At 68.2% G+C, this 15,424-nt stretch carries 18 protein-coding genes and 1 tRNA gene; 6 read left to right on the plus strand and 13 right to left on the minus strand.

From position 1 onward, the window contains the following. Positions 1-12 precede the first annotated feature (12 nt). The gene (locus JL11_RS13035) at positions 13-408 is read right to left on the minus strand and encodes a DUF6249 domain-containing protein (protein WP_054766032.1); all 396 of its coding nucleotides are present in this window, start codon (positions 406-408) and stop codon (positions 13-15) included. Between the two features lie 185 nt (positions 409-593). On the opposite strand from JL11_RS13035, the gene JL11_RS13040 reads away from it, so the two are divergent. Next, on the plus strand, positions 594-833 hold the full coding sequence (locus JL11_RS13040) for a DUF2188 domain-containing protein (protein WP_054766033.1): 240 nt from the start codon (positions 594-596) through the stop codon (positions 831-833). Between the two features lie 13 nt (positions 834-846). After that, positions 847-1,677: an endonuclease/exonuclease/phosphatase family protein gene (locus JL11_RS13045; protein WP_197273306.1), complete on the plus strand. Its 831-nt coding sequence runs from the start codon at positions 847-849 to the stop codon at positions 1,675-1,677. Here the strand turns inward: JL11_RS13045 and JL11_RS13050 are convergent. Together JL11_RS13050 and JL11_RS13055 are read right to left on the minus strand one after the other, a co-directional pair. After that, the gene (locus JL11_RS13050) at positions 1,670-2,017 is read right to left on the minus strand and encodes an ArsC family reductase (protein WP_054766034.1); all 348 of its coding nucleotides are present in this window, start codon (positions 2,015-2,017) and stop codon (positions 1,670-1,672) included. The two genes, JL11_RS13045 and JL11_RS13050, sit on opposite strands and share 8 nt — an antisense overlap. A gap of 65 nt (positions 2,018-2,082) precedes the next feature. After that, complete coding sequence (locus JL11_RS13055) at positions 2,083-4,698, minus strand: TonB-dependent receptor domain-containing protein (protein WP_054766035.1); 2,616 nt, start codon at positions 4,696-4,698, stop codon at positions 2,083-2,085. Positions 4,699-4,876: 178 nt separating this feature from the next. On the opposite strand from JL11_RS13055, the gene JL11_RS13060 reads away from it, so the two are divergent. Continuing rightward, on the plus strand, positions 4,877-5,965 hold the full coding sequence (locus JL11_RS13060) for an ABC transporter ATP-binding protein (protein ID WP_054766036.1): 1,089 nt from the start codon (positions 4,877-4,879) through the stop codon (positions 5,963-5,965). 21 nt (positions 5,966-5,986) lie between these two features. On the opposite strand, the gene JL11_RS13065 is transcribed toward JL11_RS13060, so the two are convergent. Further along, on the minus strand, positions 5,987-6,343 hold the full coding sequence (locus tag JL11_RS13065; RefSeq protein WP_054766037.1) for a phage holin family protein: 357 nt from the start codon (positions 6,341-6,343) through the stop codon (positions 5,987-5,989). A 115-nt stretch (positions 6,344-6,458) separates the two neighbouring features. Between JL11_RS13065 and JL11_RS13070 the strand changes: the two genes are divergently transcribed. The 3 genes from JL11_RS13070 to JL11_RS13080 all read left to right on the plus strand — a co-directional run bounded on the left by JL11_RS13070 (position 6,459) and on the right by JL11_RS13080 (position 8,115). After that, entirely contained in the window at positions 6,459-6,896 is a 438-nt protein-coding gene (locus tag JL11_RS13070; protein ID WP_054766038.1) for an HIT family protein, read from the plus strand. 71 nt (positions 6,897-6,967) lie between these two features. Further along, positions 6,968-7,043 (plus strand) — tRNA-Thr (locus JL11_RS13075). A 73-nt stretch (positions 7,044-7,116) separates the two neighbouring features. Beyond that, positions 7,117-8,115: an SMP-30/gluconolactonase/LRE family protein gene (locus JL11_RS13080; RefSeq protein ID WP_227975962.1), complete on the plus strand. Its 999-nt coding sequence runs from the start codon at positions 7,117-7,119 to the stop codon at positions 8,113-8,115. A gap of 26 nt (positions 8,116-8,141) precedes the next feature. Here the strand turns inward: JL11_RS13080 and gspM are convergent, their stop codons facing one another. The 9 genes from gspM to gspE are packed head-to-tail and all read right to left on the minus strand — an operon-like array spanning position 8,142 to position 15,420. Next, the gene (gene gspM, locus JL11_RS13085; RefSeq protein WP_054766039.1) at positions 8,142-8,615 is read right to left on the minus strand and encodes a type II secretion system protein GspM; all 474 of its coding nucleotides are present in this window, start codon (positions 8,613-8,615) and stop codon (positions 8,142-8,144) included. Continuing rightward, complete coding sequence (gene gspL / locus JL11_RS13090; protein WP_054766040.1) at positions 8,612-9,721, minus strand: type II secretion system protein GspL; 1,110 nt, start codon at positions 9,719-9,721, stop codon at positions 8,612-8,614. Before gspL ends, gspM begins: the two co-directional genes overlap by 4 nt. Beyond that, positions 9,718-10,674: a type II secretion system minor pseudopilin GspK gene (gene gspK / locus JL11_RS13095; protein WP_231681300.1), complete on the minus strand. Its 957-nt coding sequence runs from the start codon at positions 10,672-10,674 to the stop codon at positions 9,718-9,720. Before gspK ends, gspL begins: the two co-directional genes overlap by 4 nt. Positions 10,675-10,700: 26 nt before the next feature. Next, positions 10,701-11,300 (minus strand): type II secretion system minor pseudopilin GspJ, encoded by a 600-nt coding sequence (gene gspJ / locus JL11_RS13100; RefSeq protein WP_231681307.1) that lies wholly within the window; start codon positions 11,298-11,300, stop codon positions 10,701-10,703. Between the two features lie 5 nt (positions 11,301-11,305). Continuing rightward, positions 11,306-11,686 (minus strand): type II secretion system minor pseudopilin GspI, encoded by a 381-nt coding sequence (gene gspI / locus JL11_RS13105; protein WP_054766043.1) that lies wholly within the window; start codon positions 11,684-11,686, stop codon positions 11,306-11,308. Next, on the minus strand, positions 11,679-12,275 hold the full coding sequence (locus tag JL11_RS13110) for a GspH/FimT family pseudopilin (RefSeq protein ID WP_335337462.1): 597 nt from the start codon (positions 12,273-12,275) through the stop codon (positions 11,679-11,681). Before JL11_RS13110 ends, gspI begins: the two co-directional genes overlap by 8 nt. Beyond that, a complete protein-coding gene (gspG, locus tag JL11_RS13115; protein WP_054766045.1) occupies positions 12,244-12,693 on the minus strand; it encodes a type II secretion system major pseudopilin GspG in 450 nt (149 codons plus the stop codon). The genes JL11_RS13110 and gspG overlap by 32 nt, the downstream gene beginning before the upstream one ends. A gap of 13 nt (positions 12,694-12,706) precedes the next feature. After that, on the minus strand, positions 12,707-13,924 hold the full coding sequence (gspF, locus tag JL11_RS13120) for a type II secretion system inner membrane protein GspF (RefSeq protein WP_054766046.1): 1,218 nt from the start codon (positions 13,922-13,924) through the stop codon (positions 12,707-12,709). After that, positions 13,924-15,420 carry a type II secretion system ATPase GspE gene (gspE, locus tag JL11_RS13125; RefSeq protein ID WP_054766047.1) on the minus strand — a complete coding sequence of 499 codons (1,497 nt, stop codon included), beginning with the start codon at positions 15,418-15,420 and terminating at the stop codon, positions 13,924-13,926. Before gspE ends, gspF begins: the two co-directional genes overlap by 1 nt. Positions 15,421-15,424: the final 4 nt, after the last annotated feature.

The raw sequence follows: 15,424 nt of genomic DNA on the forward strand, positions 1-15,424 counted from the left end.
CTCCGGTCGACGTCAGGCCTTGTTCGGGTTGAAGAAGCCCAGGATGATGAAGGCGATCCCGATCGCGGCAGGGATGCAGGACAGGCCGAGCAAGACTTCTTGGCCGTTTGAGCCAAAGTCGCGGTGCGCCGAACCGATTATCAGCGCGAAACCGGCCAAGCCTGCTCCGGCCGCCAGGCTCAGAACGCCCTTGCGAATGTCCTTGGTCCGCGACGGCAGGCTTTTCTGCACGTCCTTGGTCATGGCGTCGATCAGTTCGGGCGGCAGCGTCTGGCCCTTGTCCACAGCATGGCGGACGGTCAGCTGCATCTCGGTGCGCTCGCGGCTTTTCAGATAGGAGGGGCCCACGATCACGGCGACGATGGAGCCGAAGACGATGAAGACGATGAAGATGGGTGTCAGTTCCATGACAGACTCTCTTTGATCCGTTGTGACAGCCTGATGCGGCGGCCTTCTGATCACAAGAGGCGTCAGCCCGCGCAAACGGATGCGGAAACCCAGATGAAATATCGGTAAGCTGTCTCATGAAGGCGGCTGACGCATCCGGCCAAGGCCGCTAGGGTCGTCTTCATTGTCAATCTAAGGAGCGCCCCATGGCCCATGTCGTCTACCGGATCGTCGAACACGACGGGGGCTGGGCCTATAGGGTCGGCGACACCTATTCCGAAACCTATCCCACGCATGAGGCGGCCAAGGCCGCGGCCGTCCAGGCCTCGCGGGAACAGAAGGTTCCGGACGAGAACGCCGCCATCGAATATGAAACGGCCGACGGTCGCTGGGTGACTGAAACGGCGGACGGCCACGACCGGCCGGTCACCGATGTCGAAGATTGAGGCGGAGACGGTCTTGATCTCACGCCGCGTCCTCCTCGCCGCCGCAGCCGCCGCGCCGCTCGCCGCCTGCGCGTCCGACGGCGGCTTGGGCGGACGGTCCTCCGCTCGAGAGCCGACCGCGTCCTTGACCTTGGCGACCTTCAACATCTGGCACGACATGGGGAACTGGCCCGCGCGGCGGCCGCTTCTGATCGCGGCTCTCCGGGCTCAGAACGCCGATGTCATCGCCTTGCAGGAGGTGCTGGAGGACGCGGACAAGGGGCTGGAAAATCAGGCCGAAACCCTGGCGCGCGAACTGGGCGGCTATCAGGTCGCCTTCGTCTCCACCGATCCCGAAGGCGCGCGGCGCCGCTACGGCAGCGCGCTTCTGACTCGCCTGCCCGTACTGGCGCGCGATTCGGTGCGGCTGGAGCCCCTGGACGATTATCGCACGGCCCTGCGTCTGCGCCTGTCCGTCGGCGGCCGGCCCGTCGACGTCGTCGTGACCCACCTGGCTTGGCAGCAGGACGCCGGAGCCGTGCGCGCCCGCCAGATCGGTCATCTGCTGTCCTGGCTGCCTCAGGACGGGACGCCGCTGATCGTCATGGGTGATTTCAACGCCGCCCAGGACGATCCGGGATTGGCGGCTCTGACCGGCCCGCGTTTCACCAGCGCCCTGCCCGCCGGCGCGGCCGAGACGACCCTCAATCCGGCCAAGGGGCACCCGAACCGGGTCATCGACCACATCTTCGTGGAGCGGACCTTCTTCACCCCCGCCGCCGCCCATCTGTTCGGGGTTCAGCCCACCGGCGGAGAATATCCGTCAGACCATTTCGGGGTCGCCGCGACCGTCGCCTTCAACTGAAGACCTGGGAGTAAAGCTCTGGCTTGAACCCGACCAGCCGCCGATCCCCCAGGTCCAGGATGGGCCGTTTGATCATCGACGGCTGGGCGATCATCAGGGCGACGGCCTTGTCTCGGTTCAGGCCCGCCTTGTCGGAATCTGGCAGCTTCTTGAAGGTCGTGCCGGCGCGGTTCAGCACCGCCTCCCAGCCGTGTTCATCGACCCAGCCGCCCAGGCGCACGGGATCGATCCCCGCCTTCTTATAGTCGTGGAAAACATAATCGACGCCATGCTGTTCCAGCCAGACGCGCGCCTTTCTGACAGTGTCGCAGTTGGGTATGCCGTAAAGCGTCGGGGTCATGGCGAGTTCCTTCACCCCGCGCCTTAGCCGAGGAAAGAAGGCCGCGCCAGATGGGTCGGAAGCAGTCAGAAGCGCTTCGTAAAGCCCAGACTGATCACCCGACCACGTGGGTCGGCCACGACGGGGTCGTATCCGAAGGCGAACTGGGCCAGAGGCGGGGCCTTGTCGGCGATATTGACCGCGCCCAACGTCAGGTCGATGTCGGTCCCGACGGAGCGGGTGTAAAGCAGGTCGATGGTCGTTTGGCTGGCGATCGAGGCGTCGGTGATCCCGCTGCGGTCGTTGGCGTAGCCCGCCGTATAATGAACAAGGCCGGTCAAAGCCTGCCTTCCGTCGCGCCAGTCCAGAACCAACTCTCCCCGATTGCGCGGCAAGGATCGACCGATGTTGTTCAGATTGGTGGACCCCACGCCGGACACGGCGTCGGCGCTCGCATTCAGGCGGATGTCGTAGCGATCGACATAGGTCCAGTCCGCCGCCGCCGACGCCCGTCCGCCCCAAAGATCGCGGCCGTAGCGGGCCGACAGATCCACCCCCTCGGTTTCGATCGACGAGGCGTTGATGAAATAGAGCTGAACGAAGGTCAGGGCCCCGCTCGCGGACCGGGTCAGACGCGACTGGGCGTCCGTACCCGTCCGTCCCGCCAAATCATCGGCCGCCGCCTGGTTGATCACAGCCTGGGCCGATTCCTTGACCACCTGATCTCTATAGTCGAACCGCCAGGCGTCGAGGGACAGCTCCAGCCCGTCCAGCGGACGCCACTGCGCGCCAAAGGTCAGGCTTTCCGACTTCTCAGGCTTCAGCTCCGGATCGCCGGAAGTCAGGGTGTTGACGAAGACGAAGGCGCCGCGATCCAGCACCGAAGGCTGCGCCGCCTGAGCGCCGGACTGGGCGTAGACCGAGGGCGCCCGATAGCCCTGGCCCCAGGACGCCCTCAGGGCGAGGGCGTCCACCACCTCCCAGCGAACGGCCGCCTTGGGATTGAACCGGCCTTCCCCGTCATAGGCTTCATAGCGGCCGGCCAGTTGGGCCTCGATCCGGTCTCCCAGATGCAGACGCGCCTCGGCATAGGCGGCCAAAGCCTGCTGGTCGCCGTCGAAGTCCGGCGAATAGCCGGCCGTCAGCAGGTCGCCGCGGTTGACGAGGTCGTTCCAGTCGTGGCGGAAAGCGCTGCGGCGATACTGGAGCCCCAGGGCGAGATCGACAGAGCCGCCGTCCCAGCCCAGGGCCTGACCCGAGGTCGAGGCGTCGGCAGTCGTCAGGCTGGCGGCGCCACGCAGACCCGCAGAGCCGATCAGACTGTCGATCAGGGCGGCGCTGTTGGGCGCCCCGGTCCCCAGATAGGCGCTTCCGAACGGGTTGAAATATCGGCAGGCTCCGACGCCGGGCGTCCCAGCGGCCGGGTCGCACCCCGGACCGCCCAGGCCGTTCAGGGCGTTTTGCAGGGCGCTGCCGATCACGTCCGGCTTGTCATAGGCGACGTGTTGGCGGCTGGCCGTGGCGGCCAGACTCCAGCGCCAGCCGCCGGAGAAATCGCCGTCCAGCCCTGCAGCGACCCGCCAGGTGCGATAGTCGAACTGAGCCTTCGACGCCCCGGCCTCGGCGCCGAGAAGCCGACCGCGAAACAGGACGTCTTCTCCGAACGGATTGTCGGGATGGGACGCTGGGACGCTCAGGGACCGCGCCAGAATGGGCAGGGACGGCGTCTGGCGCGCCGTGGTCGAGGTGGCCGAGCCCGCCGCCTGCAAGGACAGCCGCATGTCCCCCACGGGGCGTCGATAATCGGCGAAAACCTGGGTCCGCGTCTCTTCCGGCGCCAGGTCGAAAAAGTCCGAATAGTCCAGTCGGCAGAATGAATCGGTCGCTGAGTTGAGATAGGCGGATTGGAAGGCAGGGTCGCCGCAGCTCGGATCGGGCGAATAGGCGCGGCGGCTGGGCCGGTAATAGGAGCCGGGCTGGCCGTAACTGGTCACGGCGGTCCAGGGAGCCCGGCCATAGGTCTGCGCCTGGGCGAAATCCCTTTCATCCGTGCTCAGGGCCGAACGGTGGAAGCGGGAGGCCGCGACCGTCAGATCGCCGCCCAGCAGCGTCCAGCCGCCCAGCCCCTGGACCAGGGTTTCTTCCGATCCGTCGGCGAAGGCGTAACGGGCGCTCAACTCCGGATGATCGACCGCGGTGCGCGTGATGAAGTTGACGACCCCGGCGACCGCGTCCGATCCATAGACGGCCGAGGCGCCGTCCTTGACCACTTCGATCCGCTCCAGGGCGATCAGGGGGACGAGGGCGTTGATGTCCACGAAGGCCGCGCCGTCGGTGGCCACCACGGCGCTGGAGGTCCAACGCTGGCCGTCCACCAGGACCAAGGTCGAGCCCAGGCCCAGGTTTCGCAGATTGAACTGCGCCGTGCCTGAGCTTTGCGGCTGATTCAGCTGATCGACCTGCGCCTCAGACCCCGAATTGGCCGTCACGAGCCGGGTGAGCTGACCCGCATCGCCTACTCCGGCGGCGGCGATCACCGTGCGGTGCACGGTTTCCACCGGCGCAACCCGATCTCCCCCGGCCAGACGCGACCCCGTCACCACGACCTCTTCCACCTGAGCGGGCTGCTGCGCCTGGGCCGCGCCCGCGACGGCGACGGCCCAGCCGGCGGCGGTCGCCATCCAGAGTCTGCGCTTCGTCATATCGGTCTTCCTCCGTGGTCCAAGCCGGGGCTTTTACCGACACTTCGCTGCTTGTGAAAGCTCAATTTTGCAATTTTGCAGATTTGCCCCACTGCGTTGGCCGAAGCGAACCTCGCCCATTGATCCCGCCATGTAACCGGTTACGGTGGGCCAAAACGCAGCGACCTAGGGAAGAAGCATGGCGGACGTCCGTCTGATCGACGTGAAGAAGGCGTTCGGCGCCGTAGAGGTGCTGAAGGGCGTCGATCTGGAGATCGCGGACGGCGAATTCGTCGTCTTCGTCGGCCCGTCCGGCTGCGGCAAATCCACCCTGCTTCGCACCATCGCCGGCCTGGAAGAAGCGACGACGGGGGACGTCTGGATCGGCGGGCGCCGGGTCAACGCCCTGTCGCCCTCGGATCGCGGCGTGGCCATGGTCTTTCAGTCCTACGCCCTTTATCCGCACATGACGGCCTATGAAAACATGGCCTTCGGACTGAAACTGGCCAAGACGGACAAGGGCGAGATCGATCGGCGCGTGCGCGCGGCGGCCGAGGCCCTGAGCATTACCGACTATCTGGATCGCAAACCCAAGGCCATGTCCGGCGGCCAACGGCAGCGCGTCGCCATCGGCCGCGCCATCGTGCGCGAGCCCCAGGTGTTTCTGTTCGACGAGCCTCTGTCCAACCTGGACGCCGCACTACGGGTGCGGATGCGCTACGAGTTCGCGCGGCTGCACGGCGAGCTTAAGACGACCATGATCTACGTCACCCATGATCAGGTCGAGGCCATGACCCTGGCGGACCGCATCGTGGTCTTGAACGGGGGGCGGATCGAACAGGTCGGGGCGCCGATGGCGCTTTATCAGCATCCGGCCAATCTGTTCGTCGCCGGATTCATCGGCAGCCCGAAGATGAACCTTCTGAAGGCCGAGATCGTCGAGGCTTCGCGAGAAGGCGCGGTCGTCAAGACGGCTGGAGGCGAAAGGGTGCGGGCGGCGGTGGACGCCTCGACCGCCCAGCCGGGCGCCGCCGTCACCCTGGGGATACGGCCCGAACATATCGTCCTGAACGGCGGTCGCGACAGCCTGTCGGCCCAGGTCCTGTTCGTCGAAACCCTGGGCGCAGTCACCATGGCCCATCTGAAACATCCCGCCTCTGACGAGACCCTGACGGTCCAGACGCCCGGCGAGCGCCGTCTGACGATCGGCGAAACCGTCAGCCTGTCGGCGGCGCCCGCAGACGTCCATCTGTTCGACGCAGAGGGTTGCGCCTTGCCCCGCCTGTGACCGAGGCTGGACCGCGCGGCTTCAGCCGCGCTTTTCCTCGTCGCCGATGAAGGCGCCGGCGATCCAGCTGACCACGCCCGTCACGATGGCGGCGCCGATCCCCGCCCACAGGCCGTTCACGGCGAAACCGCCCAGGAACATGGCGGTCAGGCCGATCATGGCGGCGTTCACCACCAGCAGAAACAGGCCCAGGGTCACGACGGTGATGGGGAAGGTGATGATCACCATGAAGGGCCGCACCACCGCATTAACCAGGCCCAGAATCAGGGCGGCCGCAATCAGAGAGCCGTTGTTGGTGAAGGCGACGCCGGGCACCACCTGGGCCGACAGCCAAAGGCCGATCATGGTGACGACGGCCTGAATGATGAAGCGGGTCATGATGTCCTCAGGGCTGGAAGCGTCACCATAACGCGCCATCGGGGCAAAAGGCTCCCCTCGATCCGTCGCGCCTGCTAGATTCGCGGAACGATCCGATCCGACACGGAGACTGCAGATGAGCCTTCACGGCGCCTATGATCCCGACAATGTCTTCGCCAAAATCCTTCGCGGCGAACTGCCCTCGGTGAAGGTCTGGGAGGACGACCATGTTCTGGCCTTCATGGACGTCTTTCCTCAGTCGGAGGGCCACGTCCTGATCATCGCCAAACAATCCCAGGCGCGGACCCTGCTGGAGGTCGAGCCCGACGTTTTGGCCCATATGACGGCGGCGCTTCAACGCACGGCGCGCGCAGTGGAAAAGGCGCTGTCGCCAGACGGCCTGTCGATCATGCAGTTCAACGGCGACGCCGGCGGCCAGACAGTCTTCCATCTGCATTTCCACATCGTCCCGCGCTGGGCGGACCGACCGATGAAGGGCCACGGTCACGCCCCCATGGCCGATGCGGCCACGCTTCAGCCTCTCGCGGACAGGATCGCCGCCGCCCTGGACTGAGGCCGCGCGAGGCGTCTTGCGTCCGGCGCGATCCGTCCGCATAAGGCGCGCAGTTCCGTCCTACGGACGCGGCCGGTTTAGCTCAGTTGGTAGAGCGCCAGTTTTGTAAACTGGATGTCGCGGGTTCGATTCCTGCAACCGGCACCATTCCCCTTCTTTGAAGACGGATGGCCTTGGACCTGAGGATCGCTACAGTGTCCGCTCTTTTCAGGAGTGCGTCTTGCCTGCTTCTCGTCGTCTGGTGCTCGTCGGCGGTCTCGCCGCTGCGGGCTGCTCCTCCCTCGCCGTGACGGCGGGCGGCGTCCGCCGTATGGACCCGGCCTTAAACGGGGTGGTCGCTCCGGATGCACGGCTCGAGCGTCTGGCGTCGGGCTTCACCTGGTCTGAAGGCCCGGTCTGGATCGCCGACGGGGACTATCTGCTCTTCAGCGACGTGCCGGAGAACCGTATCCATCGCTGGTCACGAGCAGGCGGCCTGTCGGTCTTCATGGCGCCGTCCGGCTATGACGGACCCGACCCGTCTGTCTTCCGCGAGCCGGGGTCGAACGGCCTGATCGCCGGTCCGGCGGGGACGATCCTGATGGCGGATCACGGCAATCGGGCGATCGCCCGCGTGGATTTGGCGACCCAGGTCAAGACCTTGCTGGCGACCCATTACCGCGGCGCGCGGTTCAACTCCCCCAATGATCTGGTCCAGGCGTCGAACGGTGCGATCTTCTTCACCGACCCGCCCTATGGTCTCAAGGACATGGACCGTTCGCCGCTGAAGGAGATGGCGGAGAACGGCGTTTACCGGCTCGATCCCGACGGCGGCCTGCATCGTCTGGTCGATGATCTGACCTTCCCCAACGGCGTCGCCCTGTCCCCGGATCAGCGCACCCTCTATGTCTCGGTCTCCGATCCGGCGCGACCGGTCCTGATGGCCTATGAGCTGGACGGCGCGGGCGGGATCAGGGGCGGCCGGGTGTTCAAGGATTTCGCCGCCCTGGCCGGCCCTTCGGCGCCGGGCCTGCCGGACGGGATGGCGGTCGATCGGGACGGACGCCTGTTCGCCACCGGTCCGGGCGGCGTCCATGTGCTGACGCCGGACGGCCGCAGCCTGGGTCTGATCGACACGGCGGGCGCGGCGGCCAACTGCACCTTCGGCGAAGACGGCCGCACCCTGTTCATCACCGCCGGCGACCGACTGCTGCGGCTTGAGACCCTGACGCGGGGCTGACGAGGCGGGTTCACGGCGCGGCGGGTTCACCGCGCGGCGGTCAGCGTCCCTTCCAGGCTGATCGTGGCGTCGGCGTTCTCGACCACATTCAGGGTCGTCGCCTCGACCTTGCGGTCATGCAGGGCCGCCAGCCAGCCGAAGGCGGCGGTGGTCGACACATTGGTCAGGCTGAACCCCAGCCCCCCCTCGGCCGACATCCCCATCTGGGGCGTCAATCCGGTCGCCGCCTCGACCTCGGCGACGGCGGCGGAGACGTCGACCTCTCCTGTCTTCGCCTCGCCGACGGCCAGGCTCCCCGTCCCGCGCTCGATGGCCGTCAGTTCGGCCTCGGCCGTCGCGCGCGTCCGCGCGGCCTCATCGCGCCAACTCGCCAGCGGCCGAACGATCAGCAACCAGGCCAGGACTGCGGCGATCGCCACGCCCATCACGGTCAGCATGCGCCGTTCGCGCAAGGTGCGGCCGTCCCACCAGGCGGCGGCTTGAGCGATCAGGCCGTTCATTGCATCCCTCCAATGATCACTTCGCTGACCACCCGACCGCCGTCCTCGACCGTGGACTGGTCCGTCATTGACAGCCCAGAGGCGGTCAGGGTCGCGCGGATCGCGTCCAGATCCGAAAAGGCGGGATAGCTGAGCGTCGCCCGCACCCCCTTGCCGGGCCCGGCGCTGAGACTGTCCAGTTCGGCCCCCTCCACCTGTTCGACTGCCGCGAACAAGGCCGCGGAGACCGCCGCCAGCCCGCCCGGCGGCGGCGCGACGTCGATCAACCGACGCGCCTCCTGAACGGGATCGGGGGCGCCGGCCGCCTCCGGCAGCCGGGCCTCGATCAAGGCCAGGGTCTGGCGTTCGGCGTCCCGCGCTGCGGCCTGATCGCGCAAGCCGCCCGCTGCGGTCAGGATGAGGGGCGAGACCAGCAGGGCCGCCGCCAAGGCCGCCGCCAGACGCCAGTCCCCCCGGCCCGGCTCGCGCTTGCGTTCCTGGCCCGACAGCAGATCGACGGCCGGCGCGACGGCGGCGGCGGCCAGCCAGCGCTCAAGGGTCTCGGCGTCCTCGATCCGCACCAGGCGGCGATCGCCGGCGATCAGGTCCACCAGATCGGACTGCACTGTGGCCGCAAAGCCTTCGCCCCGCAGGGCCGTATCCCCGCCGAAGACGGCGGCGACCAGTTCATCGCCCGACGGCGGCGGCGCAAGAAGACTGTCGGGCGTGACCGCGACCGGCCGAACCCCAAGGGCGGCCAGATAGTCGATCCAGGCTTCCAATAGACCCGCGCTGACGGCGGCGACCAATCGTGGGGCGGTCTCTTCGCCGCGCGCCGCCGGCGCCACGGCCACGACCGTCCTTTCGGGATCTCCGGCCAGTTCGTCCTTCAAGGCCCAGCGCGCAGCGGCCCGCACCTGGGCCGCGCCGCCGACCGGCAGATCGAGCCAGCGCACCAGAACATCGGCGCCCGGCGCCACGGCGACGGTGCGGACATCGGGCGTCGTCAGCGGGTCTTCGAGCAACAGCGACCCGCGCTGCAACACCCGCCCGCCCTCATCGAAGGTCAGAAAGGGCGCCGGCATGGAGGCGGACGGCGGGATGATGACGATACGGGTCTGGCTCATTCTTCAGGGGTCCAGCGGCGAATGACGGTGCGCACCACGCCGTCGGGCGCGGCGTGGATCAGGGCGGTTCGGACGGCGCGACCGCCCGCATAGTCGACGTCGACCCTCAGATCGAAATAGCGTGTGACCAGCGTCACCTGCTCACGGGTCTGATCATCGGGCGAATAGGTTTGCAGGGCCGGCTGCCCCCAGAAGGCGTCCGTAGAGGCCCAGCCCTGGCGCGGTCGGGCGGCGATGGCGGCCCGCGCGCCCTGAACCCCGACCGCGCCCCCGGTCAGCATGGTCAGAAGCGGCGCCTGATCCGGCGTCAAGGTGTTGACGTTCAACTTGGCCGGTTGGGTCGTGGGCAGGGCGCAGACATAGGGTCGAAGCCGATCATAGAGACCGGCGTCGATGTGGGCGACCGCCCGCATCTCGCTGACGTCGGCCAGCATGATTCCGCCGGTCCGGTAGGGCGTGGCGAGGCCGGCGTAACGCGCGTCCTCGGCCCCGCCCGGCGCGGCCTCCGCATCGGCGTCCATCCAGTCGGTCAGGGCGGCGGCGGCGGCGGCCATCCGGGCGCGCGACACGCCCAGGGCGGCCCCCAGGGCGATGAACTGGGCCGCGCCCTCGGGCCGGGCGAACAGATCTTCCCTCTGGCCATACACCAGCGAGTTCAGGTTGAAACAGGCCTGACCGTCCGTGACGACGGCGCGGATCGCCCCCTCTTCGATCGGGAAGTTCAGCACCCGGCCGTTCCAGCGCGGCTCCAGAGGGGTGCGCAGCGGATCGGCCTTGATCAGGTCGGCGATCTGGCGACGGGCCAGGCTCTCGGCCCCGGCGGCGTACCACTGGGCCTGGGCCTGGACGTCGGCGTTGGTGGTGCGACGCACGGAAAAGCGCACGTCGTCCAACAGGACGACCGCCACGGCGGCCATGACGGCCACCAGCAGCAGGACGGTCAGCAGGACCATCCCTTCGCGCGACGTCCGCCCCCGCCTCATGCCGATGCGACCAGAAAAAGCTGCTCCAGCCGTCCCACCCCGTCCAGGGTCATGACGATACGAACCGCATCGGGCAGCGGTCGGTCGCTGGAGGTGATGAAGGCCTGGGCTTCCGACCCATCCTGAATAAAGGTCACGGCGGCGTCCTTGACCCCGCGACAGAGGACTTGAGGCGGTCCCGGGCGCGCGCCGTCCAGATAGGGGAAGACCCGGCGCTCCAGACGCCCCTCCACCACCCGATATTCGACCCTCTGCAACGACGCCCGCGGGGCCTGGCCGGGATTGGACCAGCCGTTCCGAACCAGGGTCAGGATCGGATCGCCGGGCTGCTCCTGCCCCATCAGGGCGCGCGGCAGAGGCCGCCCGGTCGGGGCGCGAACGCGGCGCGGCGCAGCCTGGGCCAAGTCCGCCTTCAACAGGGCGCGCATGCGCTGAAGATCGCCGATCCGGTCGGTCTCGGCGCGCAGAGCGAACCGGGTGTCGATCGTCTGGCTCAGCACCAGGGCGCCCGCCCCGGCCAGGAGGGCGAAGATCGCCAGTGCGACCAGCACCTCTACCAGGGTGAAGCCGCCGCGCCTCCTAAGCCTGTGGCGCACGCGCCTCATGCCGCAGCCGCGCGGAACAGAACCCGGTCGGCGACCTGGCCTTCGTCGGTGAAGACGCGAACGTCGATCCGGCCCAGGCCGGGAACCTCGGTTCCCGTCACCACCCGCCGCCAGCGCCAGACGCGGCCCGCCAGCTCGACCTGGCCCGAGGTTTCACCGGTCGGCAGGCTGGACGCCAGCATGGCCTCGGCCGCCACGTTTTCAGCGACGACCCCGCCCAGGGTCCGGGTTTCCAGCCGGACCGCCGAGCGCGTGGCTTCTCCCGACAGATTCAACAGGGCCATCGCCGCCAGGGCGAAGACCGCCAGCGCCACAAGCATTTCGATCAGGGTGAAGCCGGCGCGGCCCGCAGATGGCGATCGGACGGCCTCAACCATTGATCGAAACCTCGCCCGCGCCGTCGATCGAGATGGTGCGGACCTGCTCGTCGCGGCTCAGCCGAACCTGCGCCGGATCGGCGATTCCCGTGGGATCGAAGACGATGCGGATAGGACCGGCGGACGCCGCGACGCCCTCCGCCCAGGTTCGAGGCGTGAAGACGCCGTTCAGCGGCGTCCAGGCCGCGCCGTCGAACTGCGCGAACCGATAGCCGGAGGCGTCCGCCTCGACCGCCACCGGACGGTTCGTCATGATCGCCTCTTCTCGGGCGCGCGCCAGCCGAGCGGCGAACTGTTCGGCCTCCACCCCGACGGCCGGTCGAGGGTCGGGCATGGACAGCACCACCGCCCCAGCCGCCAGCCCGATCACTGCGATCGTGACCATCAGTTCGACCAGGGTGAAGCCGGATTTTCTTTTAACGCTACCGCTCGCCGCGCGGCGGCGCGCTGCTTGAGCGCATTCTTTGGCGCTACCGCTCGCCGCGCGGCGGCGCGCTGCTTGAGCGCATTCTTTGGCGCTACCGCTCGCCGCGCGGCGGCGCGCTGCTTGAGCGCGGTCAGCCCTGCCAGTTGCCGAGGTCCGCATCATTGCCCTCGCCCCCTTCCTTCCCGTCCGCCCCCAGGGAGAAGACGTCGAACGGCTGGCCGTGCGTGCTCTGGCGGCGGTAGCGATAGGGATTGCCCCAAGGATCTTCGGGCAGACGACGCACATAGCCGCCCTGGCGATAGCGTTCCGGCTGGGCCAGGCCGGCCGGCGCCGACACCAGCGCTTGCAGCCCCTGCTGATCGGTGGGGAAGTTCAGATTGTCGAGGCGATAGGTCTCGATCGCCTGTTCCAGAACCGCGATGTCCGCCTTGGCCTTGGCCACCATGGCCCGGTCCTGGCTGGGCAGGACATTGATGGCCACGACCGTCGCCAACAGGCCGATGATGACGATGACCACCATCAGCTCGACCAGGGTGAAACCCTGACGTTTCCGCCGCTTGTTCTGATTTTCTGAAGTCATCAATAAACGCTCCTCACCCCATCGCCAGGGTGTTGATCTGAAGAATGGGCAGCAGGATCGACAGGACGATCAGGGCGACCACCCCGCCCATGACGACGATGATGGCCGGCTCCAGCAGGCTCAGCATCACTGCGGTGAAGGTGGCGAACTCGCGCTCCAGATAGTCGGCGGCGCGCTCCAGCATGGGCTCCAGCCGGCCGCTGCTCTCGCCCGAAGCGGTCATATAGACCAGCAGCGGCGGGAAGACGTCGGCGCGGCGCATGGCGGCCGAGAGGCCCCCGCCCTCGCGCACGGCCTCGGCCATGGTCTCCGTCGCGCGTCTCAGGGCCCGGTTCGACACCGTGCGAGCAGTGATCGTCAGCCCCTCCAGCACGGGCAGGCCGGCCTGAATCATGGTCGACAAGGTCCGCGCCATGCGCGCGCCGTGCAGGTCGCGCGTCAGCCGGCCGATGACCGGCAATCTCAACATCGCCTCATCCATGCGCAGACGGGTCGCAGGATGGCGCCGCGCGGCCACGCCCCCGCCGATCAGGGCCGCCAGGATCAGGATCAGCATCCAGCCCCAGTTCCGCATCAGCGCCGACAGGCCGATCACCATCCGGGTCAGCAGCGGCAGGGTCTGGTTCATGCTTTCGAACTGATCGACCACCTTGGGCACCACGAAGGTCATCAGCACCGCGATGACGCCCAGCGCCACCACGGCCAGGACGGCGGGATAGACGATCGCCGTGATCACCTTGCCCCGCACCTGCTGGTCGCGTTCCAGCCCGTCAGCCAGCCGTTCCAGAATGGGTTGCAGCGCGCCGGACTGTTCGCCGGCCGAGACCATGGCCCGGTAGAGCGGCGGAAAGGCGCGGCCCTGCACCGACATGGCGTCGGACAACCGCCGCCCCTCCATCACCCCGGCATGAACGCCTTCCAGCACGCGGCGCACGGCCGGCCGATCCGCCTGAAGCGCCAGCGTCCGAAGCGCCTCCTCGACCGGAGAAACGGAAATCAGCGTCGCCAGCTGACGGGTGGTCAGGGCCAGGGTCTTCGCCCCCAGACGGACGCCGGCGCCGCCCTGTAGGGGCCGTTCGCCCCGCGAGCCGACACGAGCCGGCGTCAGCTCCAGCGCCATCAAGCCGCGGCGGCTCAACTGTCCCCTCGCCGCCGTCTCGTCCGCAGCGGTCAGGGCGCCGGACACGGTCCGGCCGACCGCATCGACGGCGACATAGTCGAAGCCCGCCATCAGGCCGCCTCCGCCGGGTCGGACGCCGTTTCCTGGCGGGCCACGCGCACCGCCTCCTCCACCGAGGTGACTCCCTCAAGCACCAGGGCCCGCGCCCTATGCCCCAGGGTTCCCGCCCCATCAAAGGCGGCAGCGACCAGAGCGTCCTCGTCCGCCTCGGCGGCGATCAGGCGACGCAGGCGGTTGCCGACCTTCATCACCTCATAAAGGCCGATCCGACCGACATAGCCGGAGCCGCCGCAGTGGCTGCACCCCTGCGGGCGCCAGACCGTGACCCCGGCCTTGGCGCCGATCAGCTTGGCGGTCTTCTTGTCGGCGACCTCGGGCGTGCGGCAATGGTCGCACAGGCGTCGCACCAGTCGCTGGGCCACGATCAACCGCAGGGTCGAGGCCAGGAGGAAGGGCTCCACCCCCATGTCGCGCAGACGCGTCACCGCCCCCGCCGCGTCGTTGGTGTGGACGGTGGACAGGACCAGATGGCCGGTCAGGGCGGCCTGGACAGCGATGGCGGCGGTTTCGACGTCGCGGATTTCGCCCACCATGACCACGTCCGGGTCCTGGCGCAGAATGGCCCGCAGGCCCGCAGCGAAGGTCATGCCGACCTTGGTGTTGACCTGGGTCTGGCCGACACCGTCGATGGCGTATTCGACCGGGTCTTCGACCGTCAGTATGTTGCGCGTCTGGTCGTTCAACAGGGCCAGGCCCGCATACAGGCTGGTGGTCTTGCCCGAACCCGTCGGCCCGGTGACCAGGATGATGCCGTTCGGCTCGGCCAGGGCCGCGCGGAAGGCGGCCAGGGCGTCGGGCGCCATGCCCAGGCGGTCCAGGGTAAGACCCGCCTGATCCTTGTCCAGGATCCGCATAACCACCCGCTCGCCGCCGCGCGACGGCAGGGTCGAGACCCGCACGTCCAGTGTCTTGCCGCCCAGGGCCAGGGGGATGCGCCCGTCCTGGGGCACCCGCTTCTCGGCGATGTCCAGCCGCGCCATGACCTTGATCCGCGAGACCAGAAGCGGCGCGATGCGCGGATTCAGGCTCAGGGCCTCGCGCAGCACCCCGTCGATCCGCATCCGAACCAGGAGCGCGCTCTCATAGGTTTCCAGATGGATGTCCGAGGCGCCGGTCCGCACCGCTTCGGCGATGATCCCGTTGATCAGTCGGATCACCGGGGCGTCGTCGGCCGTGTCCAGGAGGTCGGCGGCCGCCGGGATGTCGTCGATCAGACTGTCCAGGCCGGCGGGCATGTCCAGATCCTCGCCGTCCGCCGCCGCCAGATGATCGCCCGCATAGATCTCGGACAGCTGCCGGTCGAAGGCGGCTTGGCTCAGGGGCTCAACCGCCAGCGGCCGACCCAGCACCCGCCGCGCCTCGATCAGTCCCTTGGGGTCGGCGCCCTCGCGCAGACCCACCCGCGCCACATCGCCGGCGTCCAGCAGCAGGACGCCGTGCCGTTTGGCGAAGCCGTAGGGCAGGCTTGGGCCGACCAAGGTGATCATGGCG

This window comes from Brevundimonas sp. DS20 (assembly GCF_001310255.1).
Lineage (GTDB): Bacteria > Pseudomonadota > Alphaproteobacteria > Caulobacterales > Caulobacteraceae > Brevundimonas > Brevundimonas aurantiaca.